The sequence below is a fragment of the Aporhodopirellula rubra genome (assembly GCF_014192335.1).
Taxonomy (GTDB): domain Bacteria; phylum Planctomycetota; class Planctomycetia; order Pirellulales; family Pirellulaceae; genus Rhodopirellula; species Rhodopirellula rubra.
Window position 1 is genome coordinate 1 of the sequence record NZ_JACHXU010000003.1, and the last position, 15,003, is coordinate 15,003.

At 57.8% G+C, this 15,003-nt stretch carries 9 protein-coding genes; 2 read left to right on the top strand and 7 right to left on the bottom strand.

Going from position 1 to position 15,003, the window contains the following annotated elements:
• Nucleotides 1-210: 210 nt before the first annotated feature.
• Nucleotides 211-2,262 carry a signal peptidase I gene (lepB, locus tag FHS27_RS04765; protein WP_184302459.1) on the bottom strand — a complete coding sequence of 684 codons (2,052 nt, stop codon included), beginning with the start codon at nucleotides 2,260-2,262 and terminating at the stop codon, nucleotides 211-213.
• A gap of 344 nt (nucleotides 2,263-2,606) precedes the next feature.
• On the bottom strand, nucleotides 2,607-3,380 hold the full coding sequence (locus FHS27_RS04770; protein WP_246419107.1) for a sensor histidine kinase: 774 nt from the start codon (nucleotides 3,378-3,380) through the stop codon (nucleotides 2,607-2,609).
• Between the two features lie 289 nt (nucleotides 3,381-3,669).
• On the opposite strand from FHS27_RS04770, the gene FHS27_RS04775 reads away from it, so the two are divergent.
• Nucleotides 3,670-4,638 (top strand): methyltransferase domain-containing protein, encoded by a 969-nt coding sequence (locus FHS27_RS04775; protein ID WP_184302462.1) that lies wholly within the window; start codon nucleotides 3,670-3,672, stop codon nucleotides 4,636-4,638.
• A gap of 134 nt (nucleotides 4,639-4,772) precedes the next feature.
• Here FHS27_RS04775 and FHS27_RS04780 read toward each other — a convergent pair whose 3' ends face one another.
• From FHS27_RS04780 to FHS27_RS04795, 4 genes are all read right to left on the bottom strand, one after another.
• On the bottom strand, nucleotides 4,773-7,307 hold the full coding sequence (locus tag FHS27_RS04780; RefSeq protein WP_246419108.1) for a dienelactone hydrolase family protein: 2,535 nt from the start codon (nucleotides 7,305-7,307) through the stop codon (nucleotides 4,773-4,775).
• Between the two features lie 47 nt (nucleotides 7,308-7,354).
• Complete coding sequence (locus FHS27_RS04785) at nucleotides 7,355-8,542, bottom strand: RNA polymerase sigma factor (protein WP_184302467.1); 1,188 nt, start codon at nucleotides 8,540-8,542, stop codon at nucleotides 7,355-7,357.
• Nucleotides 8,543-8,576: 34 nt separating this feature from the next.
• Nucleotides 8,577-9,323 (bottom strand): FHA domain-containing protein, encoded by a 747-nt coding sequence (locus FHS27_RS04790; protein ID WP_184302470.1) that lies wholly within the window; start codon nucleotides 9,321-9,323, stop codon nucleotides 8,577-8,579.
• Nucleotides 9,324-10,674: 1,351 nt separating this feature from the next.
• Nucleotides 10,675-10,923, bottom strand: a complete 249-nt coding sequence (locus FHS27_RS04795) for a hypothetical protein (protein WP_184302473.1) — start codon at nucleotides 10,921-10,923, stop codon at nucleotides 10,675-10,677.
• Nucleotides 10,924-11,302: 379 nt separating this feature from the next.
• Between FHS27_RS04795 and FHS27_RS04800 the strand changes: the two genes are divergently transcribed.
• Entirely contained in the window at nucleotides 11,303-13,102 is a 1,800-nt protein-coding gene (locus FHS27_RS04800) for a 30S ribosomal protein S1 (RefSeq protein WP_009097532.1), read from the top strand.
• A gap of 670 nt (nucleotides 13,103-13,772) precedes the next feature.
• Here the strand turns inward: FHS27_RS04800 and FHS27_RS04805 are convergent.
• Nucleotides 13,773-14,984 carry a tetratricopeptide repeat protein gene (locus FHS27_RS04805; protein WP_246419110.1) on the bottom strand — a complete coding sequence of 404 codons (1,212 nt, stop codon included), beginning with the start codon at nucleotides 14,982-14,984 and terminating at the stop codon, nucleotides 13,773-13,775.
• Nucleotides 14,985-15,003: the final 19 nt, after the last annotated feature.

A 15,003-nucleotide genomic window follows, 5' to 3' on the forward strand; every position in this document is an offset into this window, starting at 1 on the left:
CTTCTGGCATCGCCGAGGCCAAAGAAACGACGGCTTCCGCCATCGACGTCGCAACACCAAAATCAAAGAAACCTAACAAACCCTGTCATGCACCCAATCAGGGCGCGCCAAACGTGAGCCTGGATCTCTCAGTCGGATCTGACCGCTTATCGGGGCCGAATGCAGATCGGAAAGGATGATCCGTTGCCCACGAATGCCAACCAAGTCCGGCTATCGAATCAGCCGCATTCGTTGGAAATTAGGCGTAAACGGGATGGGAGATCGCCACGGGTGCGGCCAAAAGATCGCCAACGCTTTGCCGACGAGCAAATCACGCGGGACATACGACGCGTCGGCGAACAGATAGGCATCCGGGTCGACGCTACGCTGGCGTCCGAATCGTTCTTTGGTACCGGCCCAGCATCGGGCGTCGAGGCTCTCGGGGCTGTTGTCGCCCATCGGGAAAAACTGATCTTCGCCGATCGGAAACGAGACCACTCGTCGGCTCGCCCAACCGGGGAATTGATCCCAGATCTCGGGTTCGCCCATCACCGCTTGGATTTCCTCCACGCGAACGACCGAACCGGCGAATTCGGCCAATCCGGGCATCTCGTAATCGAGCATCCGTGAATTGCCGTCTTTCGTGGCGATGTAGTACTTGTCTCGATCGATCGCGAGCTGGTGTACGGTGGCTGCACCGCCCTGCACCGCGATTCCGACTGGTGACGCGTCGAGTGGATTGCCCTTGCCGTCATACATCGGGCGAGCGGACTGAGGATTCAGGAAACTCGATGACGTGAACGTGGTTGGGGCGTTGAAAGAGACCACGTCTCCATCGACCCACAACAGCAGTTCGTCGTCGCAATTGCTAAACCGAATCTTGTGGCGAGTGCCCGCGGTCACCGACGTCGTCGCGACGGGGTTGAGGTTTGAGATCTTCTCGTCAAAGGGATCAAAAAATCTCGCTTGGCCATCTTCAATCGACAACCGAGCCTCACCGGTAGCCAGATCGATCGTGCAGTTGTAATGCACACCGGCTTCGACGATTTCCATCGTGAGCGATTTCGTCCCCGATGCGGTTTCTACGTCTGTTTCGACGATCAGGTCGCCGACCCAGTGCACACCGTCGCCGGCATAGCCCGTCCCGCCATACTGTAGGTGGTTGCGAAATTGGCTGAGGTCGCCGCCCGATTGATAGCCCGGTTTGAAGACGCCGCCGGCGCGGCTTTGGCCCATCATCCGTTGCAATCGTGAGGTCCGCATCGGCGATGGTTTCAAGTCGTAGACTCGATCGGAATCAACGAACAGGTACGCGTCATAGGCATAGAAATCCGTGATCAGTCGGCTGCGATAAGGGTCGACGTTGGCCAGTGATAGGCCGGCTTCGGCTTTCTCCCACTGTTCCTGTGTCGGCCAGCGGTGGTAGTATCTCAGCCACTCGGGTTGTTCGCCCGCGTCGACCTTCGCAACCAATCCATCGGCGGACCGCGACACGTTCCACGAGTCGTCCGGCGGGATTGTCGCTCCCGGCCGCCATGGTTGAAGCCGCGCCGGATAGTCGGCCTCGATCAACGCCGCCGCTTGGTGGGCACTGTCGTAGACGAGGTGCTTCATCGCCAGCAGCTTCTCAGGCGGTTTACGCAGGATCTCGCCAAGGTCCGTGGGGCGATCGCCCGTCAACGGCTGGTTATCGCTGTCGATGTTGGCACCGGGGAGCGCGTAGACGTCACCGTGCATGATGCTCAGCGTTTCGTTGGGCAAACCGACGAGCCGTTTGATGTAGTTCTGTTTCGGGTTAACAGGCACTTTGAACACGATCACATCCCATCGGTCAGGATCGCCGATCGCGTAAGCGAACTTGCTCACCAAAATCCGATCACCGCTGAAAGTCGCGTCGTCAGGGTTGTTCTTGAGGTCGAGCGAATTGACGTGTCGGCAGTTCGGGCAGATCCCGCCGACAACCACGTTCTCGGTCGACGGTTCGCGGTATTCCAGGCTCGCACCGATCGGGAATTGTTGTCCGCATTCGTCACAGAAAATGTCCTTGTGTGCACCCATCAGCGCCGGTGCCATCGATCCGGTCGGGATCACAAAGGCTTCGGCGATGAATGCACGGAACAGGAGTGCCAGCACGAAGGCGACGACGAAGGCTTCGGCGGTCTCGCGGCCACCTTGAACCCGAAAGACCGCGGCCCGTTGTTGCAAGAGCGGCATCTCATCCCAAGCTTCCTGGGGCGAGGGTTCTGAATCTTTTTCGGTCGCGGATGCGGCGGTTTCAGGCATGTCAGTTCAAGCAAAGGGGCGAAAAAGGTCACCGGCAGCCAACGCGAACTTGGGAGGAGTTCGGCGGGCTTACCTCGTCACTGCGATCGGTCAAAATCCGGCCGACGCAGCCACGTGGGCAGTAGTGTAGCGTGAAAGCACGATCGGGCAGTACCTCAGTCCTCAGACGTTCCAACCTCGATCGTCTCAGCATACAGCCGTGTCGAGAGCAGAGACGTCTCGTCGCGTTTTCGGGCATTTTACTGGCCGTTTTTTGCGAGTTTTCGAGCGGATTTCAGCGTGCTTTTAAACAGGAGGCCGCCGGACGTCTCACCGGGGCGGCGGTGAGATCGCTCCTGGGACATTCATTGCAGCCGAGGTGGCACGGGGAATTGCAGCGAGAATTTGGTGCCGCGGTTGATCTCGCTCTGAACGCTAATCCGACCACCGTGGGCTTCGATAATCTTCCGGGCCGTCGGCAGCCCCAAACCCGAACCGCCGTCTTTTGTGCTGTAAAACGGCTCAAACATGTGCAAAACAGTGTTGTCGTCCAGTCCGCCCCCGGTGTCGATCAGGTCCAAACCCACGCCCCCGCGGTTGCTGTACGTGCGAGCCCACAATTGCCCACCGTCGGGCATCGCCTCGAGCGCATTTTTGACCAGGTTCATTAACGCCGACTGCAGCGAATCGCTGTGCAAGCGGATCGAGGGCAGGTCCGGATCGAGGTACCGCTGCAGGTCCACCTTCTGCGAATCGGCTTGAGCCTGGTACGCGTTAAGAACCTGCCGAACTTGATCGTTCAGACTGCCGGGAATCAAATCGATATGCCGCAGCCGCGCGTAACGCAGGAAATCTCGCAACAACGCTTCCATTCGCTCACATTGGGCGCGCACCATGTCCACGCGAGGCAGGCACCTGCGGCTGCCTGGTGTGTCGATTTCGACCAAATCTTCGCTCAATAGCTCGATATTCATGTGAATGATCGAAAGCGGATTTTTGATTTCGTGGGCCAACGAGCCGGCCAATTCGGCGAGTTCCTCATACTGTCCGCGGACCTCCTCCATCGCCGCCTGGTGTTGAGCGGCCTGTTTCGCACGATCGTCGACGCGAGAATTCGTTTCGTTGGGGGGAGAGTTCATCGGTGCAGTCGGAATGGTCGCGAAAGAGTAGCCGTGCGAGAACGCGCGGACAGTCATCGAATTGTAACGACTGGCAGTTTCCGTGCCGATCGGCTGACTGGTCACTTCTGGAAAACGGGCAGGCCCCGCACCGTTGACTTGGGAGGAGGCATGCGAGAACGCGGGGTTTCCCGAGTGCTGTTTTACGAGAGGAGCGAGCCGACACGGGCAGGTTCCGCGATCAAAAGACAGTCGATTGCTCAAAATCCGATATTGAAAACGCCACGACGGATTCCGTAGGGTTGGCCGAATGAGCACCATTACCAAAGACGCAGCCCGCCGTTCGCATTCATCCAACCACAATGATTCCGCATCGGATTCGCCGAACGAGGAACACGTCCTCGGCCAATACATTCCGCTGCTCTATCACTACAACATGCTGCAGGATGAAGATCGCGTCGGTGCCTTTCGCGATGCCATCAATCTGACCGTTCGTGCGGGGATGCACGTTGTCGAACTCGGTAGCGGGACAGGCATTCTTTCATCGTTTGCCGCTCGGCGAGGTGCTCGTGTCACGTGTGTCGAACGTAATCCAGAATTGGTTGAAACCTCGCGACGATTTCTCGACGCGAATGGTTTGTCCAGCCAAGTTACCGTCGTCCAGGCTGACGCGGCTGAGTACGTTCCCAGTGAGCCGGTTGATGTTGTCGTGTGTGAAATGTTGCACGTCGGATTGCTCCGTGAAAAACAATCCGAAGTGATTGCCGCATTCAAACGGAACTACCTGCACGCGATGCGTGAACGGACGCACGGGCCTATGCCATTGCCGCTGTTCGTGCCCGAAGTTTCGATCTTGATGGTGCAACTGGTCGAACAATCGTTTGACTTCGCCGGGTACCATGCCCCCGTGCCGATGTTTCAACAGCCCGCTGCCAACCAAACACGCACAATCGAATTATCCGATTTGCATCCCTACTCGAACCTCGCCTATGCCGAGCGCATTCCCAATCGGTTTGCCGTTTCGATGCCGATGCAACTGCGTGCCGGTGGGCATCTCAACGCGATCCGGTTAGTGACGCAGAACGTTTTGGCTATCGACGAACCCGCTCAACACGCGATCACGTGGGCCAACCAATGCCTCGTGTTGCCGCTCGAAAAGCAGTTCGACTGCGACGCCGGCACGACACTGAACGTCGAGTTTGATTACGCTGCCGGCGGAGCGATTGAGGACCTCTGTCAGACGCTGCGAGTCGAAGTGGCAAAAACAGCAGATGGCTGATCTAAGACGCACCGGTTCTTTGCGGGCCACGCATGCATAAAGCCCACGCGTTCGTATAGCCCGCGATTTTGTATCGCCGCTTGCGCACCGATCTCATCTCGACCGAAGGCGGAATGCTCAGCAGTTCGAATTGATCAAGGGATCGAGACCTTGCCCCAGAACGGTCGTTTTCGATCCGCTCGCGTTCGTGCATCTTCCAGCAACGTGTCGATCTCGCCGCCAAATTGGAAGTTACTGCGACGGTTGCGATAGCGAACAGTGATTTGATCGCCGAAGTCGAGCGGCATGTCTGGCGACAGCCAAACCGTGAACGCGTTGCTAGGCGCCTGGGAAATCCGAATCTCGTTGTTGGCTCCGATCGTGGAAGAGACCTGAGCGGCTACGATTCGTTCTGCTTCGTCCCACAGGATCGGATCGATGACGGTTGCTGGTAACGAATCTTGCCATTCAAGCCACCAGAAAAAACGATCGCCTTCGCGCATCGACTTCACTTCGATTGATTCAGGGAATCTCGGGCGACGGTGTTCGGCGGTCTTCATCCACTCGAAAATGCGTTCGCTCTCTTCGTAGAAGAACTCTTTGCCGCGTCCGCGATACATCACGACCATGGCATCGTGTTGGTACGTCATGTAGTCGTCATAGATGGCGCCGTTGCGTTTGAGCGGTCGCCCGTCTTTGTCGCCCATGACAATGTAAACGGGCATGTAGACCGCATTGGCATTGTAATGATGCAATGTCTTTTGCGGCTCCGCACCGATCGCGATCATTCCTGACCAGATATCCGGATGGGACAACGCGATGTCCCACGCCGCGCCGCCGCCGGCACCGTGACCGCCAATGAAGACGCGATCGGAATCAATCGAGAATCTTCGCATCGCACTGCGGAGGCTGCGTAACACGGCATCGTGTTCTCGCATGGTGTATTCGTAGCTTTGCTGCCCGCCGCGTGTCCAACGCGGTGCCACGACGATGAAGCCGTTTTGAGCGGCGCGACCGAGCCGTACATGATCGGGCACCGAAGGCTGCGTCGTCTCGGCGTCTCCGTCGGCAGAGGCGTTGGATTCTTCGGGAGCCAAGAATTGTTTCGAGGCCACCCCCGACCACCAATTTAACTGCGTTTCCGCCGATGCACCCGCGGCATGCAACGCGACGATGCAGGGATACTCTCGCAGCGGGTCATACTCCGGCGGCAACTGAACCACGTACGCGGCATCAGGGATCGCGAAAGGGGCTGCTGCCGCGGCGGCGTAGAAATCATCCTGGTTCGGTCCGACGTGGTACATCCCTTGAACGTGTTCATCAGGGACCGCATTAATCGGTAGGATGAATGGACGGTCGTCGGTTGCGGCGTCCTCGCTCCGGTGAATCGTTACCGCTTGAGCACTCGCCATCGCCGGTGGGATCAGCGGCAGCAATTTCGCGATGTAGTCGGCACGGGTCGCCTCGAGTCGTTTGAGTTGGTCGAGAATTCGGGCCCGTGCCGCTTCGTCGGGATGTGCAAGGAATTGTTGCACGAGATCACGCACTTCGATCAGCGACGTGGTCAGCATCAAGTTCTGTTCTCCCGAACCGCTGCCCAGGATCCATCCGGCGATCGCCAGCGCCACGCGTTGGCGGGCAGGCGTTGTTTCAATCTTGCCCAACCGAATGAAATCGCTTAACCGGTTGAGAGTGTTGGCTGAAAGGTGTTCGTCGATCTCGTCAACGATGGGCGTTAACGCGGCTTGGTCGGCCTGCGGCAATCCCGACACGAGTTTGCGTAGTTGAGCAACGGTTTCATCCCGCTGCGTTCGCAGTTTCGTGATCTCCGTCAACTCGTCTTGAACACGCAACCGGGTGACCCGTCCGACGCGGCCGAGCGGGAACTGTTTGAGGATCGCTTCGGCCAATTCGGGTTGCCCCGATTCCCGCCGCAACTGCGCCTGTTCGATCAACTGCATCGCCTGTCGTTCGACCAACGCGGTCAGTTGGGGACGCAGTTCTTCTTGTTCGGGGAACTGTTTGAGGATGACCTGCAGTTCACGGTGGGCGTCGCCAAAACGTTCTGCTTCCATGAAGAAACGAACGGCTTCGAGTCGCTCGTTCGGATCGGTCTGATCCATCCGCTTTTTGAAAATCCGCAGCAGCGACGGTGTGTCGATCGATTCGGTGGCCACTCGCATGTCCAGCCGAATCGATTTTTCCGCTTTCAGGCCTTCGAGTCTGGCGTAACGTGACGTCAGTTCGGTTAACCCTTGGTGCAAGATCGTCGGGCTTCCGTCGGTACCACGGACGGTCAATTGACGCCGCCCATATTCATTCAGTGACGAGACGCCGAGGATTCGTCCGATCGAGCCGACCTCATCACCACCCTCGCTGACCGGTTGTGGGAACTCGATGTGAAGGCCGAGGTCGGGAATGTCGACGGGCTCATTGTTGACCATCCCGCGTCGATGGATGTACGTGCGCCGGAGTCCGTCGTCGACGGCCCAGATTTTCGGCGTTTGGATTCCACCATCGGCGCCAACGGAAAACGAGTTTTCATCCAAAGTGGAACGTTCAATGTAAACGCCACGAAGAGTCAACCCGTTGCGCAGCGTGATTAGTTGTTCGGCGTGGACCGAATCGACGGATCCGATCACTCCGATCAGCAATCCCGCCAACACGATCACCGTTGGGTGATTCGACAAGATGGATCGTATTAGATGAGCGAGCGTTGAGGACAGCGGCCGCAACATCATGACACCGAACCGAGTATCGGTTGCCCCGCAGGGCCGTCTTCGGGGAAGGTGTCCGGCAGGCAGTTGCCGCTTGAGTCGACTCCGTCCATACGATGCGAAGGGGTCGGGGAGGTCATCGCGGCAGGCGTCGTTTCGGATACCGCGAGATCGCATCGGAAGAGGTAGGCAACGCGTTGGAGTGTCTTGCCGAGAGGTTCGATTCCCGAACGCAGATGGTTGATCGTTGGGGTTGTTTCATCGACCCACTGGGCAACCGGTAACGCGTTGATGTCATCGGCGGCGAATCGAACATTGGAGAACGAGTCTAGTGAGACGAATTGCCAGTCGATGGCGTCGAAGTTGTACTCCGGTGCAAAGGTTGGTGAACCCGATGCGGCCAAGGATGGGTTCGGTGCAACCGATGGTGAATTCGGTTTCGAAGCCGGAATGTCAGTCGAAGCGACAGACGATCGCGAGTTTCCGGTTTCAGGGACCAACGCGGGTGCCACAGATCGATCGGATGCCGTCGACTCCTCGCCGAATGGGCCGCGATATCCGGACCAGAGACACGCCAGGACGAAGACCGATGCGACCCAGGTCGCGGTGGTTTTTGCGGTTGAGGCTCGATCGGATGATGGCGTCGCCGTCGATTCTCCGGCGAGGATGCTCTGCATTGACATCTTGGCCCGGCGGACCCATGTCTTAATCGTTCCCGTGGATCGACCCATGACTGAGGCGGCTTCCGGGTAGGACATTTCTTTCCGGTGGACGAGTTCGAACGCTCGACGTTGATTGTCCGGCAGACATCCCAATGCGCGGTTGATTTGTTCGTCGAGCGACACACATTTTGCGATGTCGGATTGGACCTTCGTATCGGCCAGGCCGTCGTCGAGGCGGTCGACGGAGCGATCGTTCTTGCGGCGGGACAAAAAAGTGCGACAGCGGTTGGCCGCGATTGTCACCAACCAAGGTTCGAGGGGACGCCGCGAATCAACGCGAGGCATCGCCAACGCGGCACGGCGGAACGTTTCCTGCGTGACGTCTTCGGCATCGTGATGGTGGCCGAGATACCTCAGGCAAACGTGGTAAACCATTTGCCGGTGGCGTTTGAAGATTTCAGTGAACGCCGCTTCGTCTTGATGCCGGCAACGGTCGACCAAAGCGGCGTTGGAAAGGACCGCGAAAGATTGCGTGTGCGGGCTCATCGGATGAATAGCCGTGGAAGAGAGTCGAGGGAGATCAGCGTCCGCTGAAGAAACGCTTCAGCGCGTCATCGGCAGCATCCCGCGAGCTTTCCTGCATCACCTTTTTCAGCCCCTCGGGCAGTTTGCCGGGTTTCTGTTTTTTCGGCGGGACGAATTTCTTGGACTTCTCTGATTCGTCATCAATGCCGGTATCTTGGGTCGCGTCGATATCATTTTTGCCACCGTCCTTACTCCCCGGCGTCACTTCACTGACGGAGAGTTCATCGCTGTCGGTGCCACTTGCTGATTGTAACTCGTTCAGCGTCAATTGCCGCGTTTCGGGATCGTTCATTTTGCGAACGCGGTCAATCGCGTCGGCTTCATCGAGCCATGAACTGACGTCGACTTCTTCAAATCGGCTGTCCGAAGAACCTTCCGAATGCGTCCGGGCAGCGGCTTCGGCAACGCTCTTCACTTCGGGCTTCTTGGCCGCCTGCAGGCCGTGTTCGATCACCAATGCAAAGCTGAGTTTGCCGATTCGCAGGATGTCGCCGTCTTTGAGAACCTTGGCTTTGTCCGGCGGCAGGCGTTTTTCGTTGACGAAGGTTCCGTTGCGGCTCTTAAGATCTTGCACCAAAACGCGGCCGTTTTGAACGGCGATGATGCAGTGTTTACGACTGACGGACTCACTCTTGGGGCGGAGTTGGCAGGAATCGCTTCGACCAATGACGAATTTCTCTTGGCCTATTTCGATTTCCTTGCCCTGAAGGCTGCCAGATTGAACTCGTAGTCTTATTTTCATTTTTACCCTTCGCGATCGACGAAGTTTGCCACAGGGTTCTTCCCCATGGGTGATGCTAGTCTCACAGACCGGTAAATGACCGACGTGGCGGCCGACGTTTCCACGCTAGACATCCGTCTGAACGCTCGCTTGCTGTGAGTATGTTGCAAGATGAGGCCACGGAGGTGGCATCGCTCTCACCCATCATACTCACCCTTGCATGCATTTGCGGTGGCCGAACGTCGTTAGAGTAAGTGATTCACCCATTGGACGCCACTGCGGGTTGGATAACATACGCAAAATACTACCGGATTGCCCTATTTATCCCCCTTAGGACAGAAGGGAACACCAATTGCTTAGGCTCCAAGTCCCCGCCCAAAACGGACAGTGATTCTCTGTCTAGCCTAGACGCCTGAGGCATTAGGCCAGCCGTTTCGTCGGGATTGAAACAGAAGGCGACACTATCGCGTATTTTGGCATCAAAACGCCAGCGACCGGTGATGCAGTATTAGCAATTGGGAAGTCGCTATGCAACGCGGCTAATACACAGGGTTTGGTGCCTTTGTCGCGACTGCTGTACATCCATCTCGGTTGTTTGGGGTGCGTCACCGGGCTCGCTGAAGGGGGGCGGCGCTCAGCAGCGCATAATGAGAATCAGTGCCCTCGCCGTCTCGATTCGCGAGTACCCGATTTCAGGCTTGGGAGCGGGCGAAGAGCCAGTGGCTTTTCATTGACCCGAGTTCGTTGGTTCGGGTGTGTGATCCACCTCGAAACCTGAATGACCAAGCGTACAGCGGTGAGGCAGGAGATTGATTCGAGAGCCCAGGACGAAAATGATGGCTGTCGGTCGGTCTCCGATTGCGCACAGTGCCGACACCCGTCGCGAGGAGGGGGGAGTCGGTTTGAAAAAATTTTGGATTTTCATTAGATCCCTTCCGTCCTGAGCGTCGGAATCGCCCTGTGCCCGATGACCCTGTGCCCGATGACTCTGTGCCCGATGATGACGCTCAAGCTTCGAGGAAGCTCAAGCGTTCCATCGCGTCGGCGTGGCTAGCCCGAGGCAGCGAGCGACGGCATTTTAGGCGGTTTGGGAATTCAAACGGTTCCGGGGAATGGACGGGGACGCGAATCTTGCCCCGTTTCATTCAAGAAAGACTTGTGGCCTCGCCCAATACGCTGACCCTGTCAGGGGCAATCCAATCTTCGCTGCCGTGACAGGCCGCCAGTGGTTCGTCACGGCTTTTGGGTCGAGACGCGGAACTCAGCATGAGTTCGCGCGGGGGTCGGTTCGTTGCCCAATGGACTTGCGTAGCCCAGTGGGGTGATGGCATTGGTTACCAACCGAACCCCCAAAACTAGTTGTGCGGCCGAGTTACGCCGGTGGGTTCAGTTCCTGGAGCGACTTACCGAGACGCTTTTGTGTGGTTCCCTTGCGGGCGACCCGTTTGCGTTTGGTGGTCGTTCCCGAGCGTCCGGCGGGATCGCCGAGCAACGCGGCGACTTCCGGGTTGATTTCCGAGGCGCTGTCGGGGGTGCCGATTTGCTCGACCGCGTCGCTGACGCCGAGCAGGACGGACTGCCGGACGCCGTCACGGAGCCAGTCAAAAAAGTTGAAATTCATGGTCTTGTCTTTCAAAACGGGTGCGATTTTGAGGATGTGTCGGGCGTGGCGTGGCGAGGGAGAACGCGAGAGCGTCCATGCCAGACCGAACCCGTTGGTGTTTAGCCTTTCGCTTTTAAGAAAGCTGGAAGGGCGATGTCCATAGCGCAACTCCAGGAATCTCTCGCCCGGATGTCGGAATCCCGGATGCAGGAATCTACGCCGACTTTCCTCCACAACGCCGTTGTGACGATTTTGCTTGTTTGGTAGCCTACTTGGCTAGGCTTCCATGCCGTCAATCCGGCCCGTTCCAACAATCTCCTTTAACCCCCTCGGGATGAACTCCCGCGAGCCCAGCGGCCGGTGCTCGCCTGTTTTTGTTCATCCCTGGTAATGATTCATGGTCAACCGCAACCTCATCCGCTCACTCGAAGACGACGACATCCTCGCAGATTTGGCCCTCATGGCTCCGGAGGACGAAGTCGAAGAATGGATGATCGAGAATTTTGCTGCGGAGCAGCAAGACTACAACTCAGGAAACATCGTCGAAGGCCGAATCGTCGAAATCAATGACGAATGGGCACTCATCGACGTCGGCTTTAAGAGCGAAGGCACCGTCGGTCTTGATGAATGGGGACCAGACGAAGACACCCCGAAGGTCGGCGACACGGTCAAAGTTCTCATCGAAGAGATGGAGGACGAACTCGGTGCCGCTGACGATCCTTACGGCATGATCTCGCTGAGCAAGCGAAAAGCCGAGAAGATCATCGAGTGGGAAGAAATGATGGAAACGGTTGCCGAGGGCCAAGTGGTCACCGGTACCGTGATTCGCAAAATCAAGGGCGGTTTGCTCGTCGACATCGGCGTCAACGTCTTCTTGCCGGGCAGCCAAGTCGATATCCGTCGTCCTGGCGACATCGGCGACTTCATCGGCCGTGTCGTTCAAGCCGAAGTGCTCAAGATCGACGACACCCGTCGCAACATCGTTATCAGCCGTCGTAGCCTGATCGAACGACAACGCGAAGAAGATCGCACCTACCTGATGCAGGAACTCGAAATCGGTCAAATCCGCACCGGTATCGTCAAGAACATCGCCGACTTCGGTGCCTTCGTCGACCTCGGCGGCATCGACGGTTTGCTCCACATCACCGACATGGCATGGGAACGCATCGGTCACCCGACGGAAATGGTTTCGATCGATCAAGAAATCGAAGTCAAGGTTCTGCACATCGACCGCGAAAAGCAAAAGATTGCTCTCGGTCTGAAGCAAAAGGACCGCAACCCATGGGAAAACATCGAGTCGAAGTACCCTGTCGAATCACGTCACCCTGGCGAAGTCGTCAACGTGATGAGCTACGGTGCGTTCGTCAAACTCGAACCGGGTATCGAAGGTCTGGTCCACATCAGCGAAATGAGCTGGACCAAACGCGTCAATCACCCGAGCGAATTGGTCAACATTGGCGACAAGATCGAGGTCATGATCCTCGGCGTCGACCCCGAAGGCCAACAACTCTCACTGGGTATGAAGCAAACGCTGAAGAACCCATGGGACGAAGTCCTCGAGAAGTACCCAGAAGGCAAGGACGTTACCGGCAAGGTGCGGAACCTCACCAACTACGGTGCGTTCATCGAACTCGAAGAGGGCATCGACGGATTGCTGCACGTCAGCGACATGTCATGGACCCGCAAAATCGCTCACCCGAGCGAAGTGCTCGAGAAGGGCCAAGAACTCGAGTGCCGTATCCTCAGCGTCGACGAGCAACGCCGTCGTATCGCTCTGGGGCTGAAGCAACTCGATAACGACCCATGGGATGGCGACATTCCAGACAAGTACCAACCCGGCCAATTGGTCAAAGGTGAAGTCACCAAGATCACCAACTTCGGTGTCTTCATCGGCCTCGAAGATGGCCTCGAAGGTCTGCTTCACGTCAGCGAGTTGGCCGAGCACAAGGTCGATGATCCTGAAGAAGTCGTCAAAGTCGGTGACGAGATCGAAGTCAAAGTGCTTCGCGTCGATACCGATGAACGCAAGATCGGCCTGTCGCTCAAACGTGTCGACTGGAGCGAAGAGCAAGAGAAGTCGGCCGCCGCAGCGGAAGCTGCCGAATCGGGCGTCCCAGCAACTCTCGACGATGGCAACCTCAAGGGTGGCCTCGGAAGTGCCGGACCTCTGTTCCCAACCGGTGGCGAAGAGTCCTGAGTTTGACTCGCCTCTCTGGTTAGCAACCGAACGAAAAGCCCGATCGGATCCCCCGGTCGGGCTTTTTTCATGCACACACCTAACTACGCTCAATCGCATCAGACGCTCAAAACCGCGTTTTCACACGCCACCCCAACATCTCCCGAACGTAACACAGGCTGCCAGCCTGTAGCGACAATTAAACCAATGCCTCGTCAGGGTTGTCACTATAGCCCTGCCATTGGCTGTCTCGATGGAGTACTGCTTCGCGGTGCAGCGTTGTACGTCGGCGGGGTGCCACGCTGATTTTCGGTGCGTTTGCCTCGATGAGAGCGAGTGATGCAGATGCATGCTGGCAGCATGCACTACGGCTAAAGGGGATGCACGCTGGCAGCGTGCGATACGGAGAGGTGGAATGCACGCTGGCAGCGTGCACTACGTTTGGGCCGATGTGCTTTGGAGGAGTGCCGTGCGTCACGCGGTGCTCCGAAACGCGAGAGGGCCAACGGCCCAGGCATTTGCCCCGGTGCACCGGGTTGGCAAATGACCGGGCCGTTGGCCCTTCGAATAATGTGGATCGCGTCGGTGCCGGCTTCGTCGCCGGTGCCGCATACGCGTCGTTGATAAATCAGGTCGTCACTCAACCGCGAGGTTCAGACGCGGTTGAGGAGTTGGCTACTTCGTTTGGCGATCAACCGTTGGGAAGCGTGAAACCGCCAGGCAGCGTGAAACCGGTCGGAGCCGGGCCGTCTTGAGCAGGCGTCGCCGCTGCTGGTGCGGTCGATGTCGCTGGTGCGGTTGGCGTCGTTGGAGCAGAGGCTGCCGGGGCTGCTGTAGCAGGCGTTTGCGGTGCCGTCGGCGTTGACGTGGCGGCCGGTTGTGTGGCACCTGCCGGGGCTTGCGGCGACATGTAGCTCCGTGGGTCTTGGTAGCTGACTGGGGTCATGCTGCCAGGAACGACGGGTTGCTGCGGGACCTGGCCGAGTACCTGCGGTGATTGGTTGCTTCGGTGGGCAGGAGCGGCGGCGATGATCGCCGATGGTCCCGCGGCCGGTCCAATTTCAGCAGGCGAGCCTTGCGGCATTGCCGGACGTCCCGCAGGCATGATGCCGTTCGGGTTAAGCTGGGCGAGCATTTCTCGTGAACGATCGATCGCCCGTTTGGTGGCCGGATCCGACGAGGCTTCGTGCTCGTGGGCGAGCGACTGAGTCAGTTGGGCCTGTGCCTCGGCATTTTGACCTTTCTTGTAATGCAGGAACGCCATGTTGAAGTGAGCCACGGCGGCTTTGTTGTTCGCCTTGAGAACCTTCAACGCTTCGTCCGTCTTGCCCGACTCAAAGTGCACGCTGGCCAAATTGTTGGCATAACGAGACGTGCCTGGGGCGAGATCGAGTGCCCGCTGCAGCGTTTGTGCGGCCATGTCATGCTGGCCGAGTTTGCTCAGCGTCAGGCCGAGGTCATTGTACAGGGCCGCGTCGGTTGGGTTCTGCGCGATCGCTTTTTGAAAGTACTCCGCTGATTGCGGGTAGTTCGATTCGCGGAAGTGCAGGCGAGCGATGCTGGTTAACGCCGGTCCGTTGTTAGGAGCGGTCTCGAGGGCCTTGGAATAGCTTTCCATGGCCTTGGTCAGGTTGCCCGTCGATTCCCAGAGCTGACCGTTGGCAACGAACACATCTGGTTCGAGCTTGTCAGGTTGATTCTCCAGCGACAGCGGGTCTTCTTGAGCGAGTGAGTCGTCGTCCCCGCGTCCGAACCAACCGCCGATCGTGCTGGTAGTCTTGGAGACCATGCTCTTCGACGCGTTGACGGTACCCGATGCGACCTTGCTAGTCGTCGAAACGAGCTTGCTCGGTGTTTCGGTCACATTGGTCGTTTCAGTCGATTTCGCCTTGAAGGGGTTCATCGAGGCGAGGGACATCGAA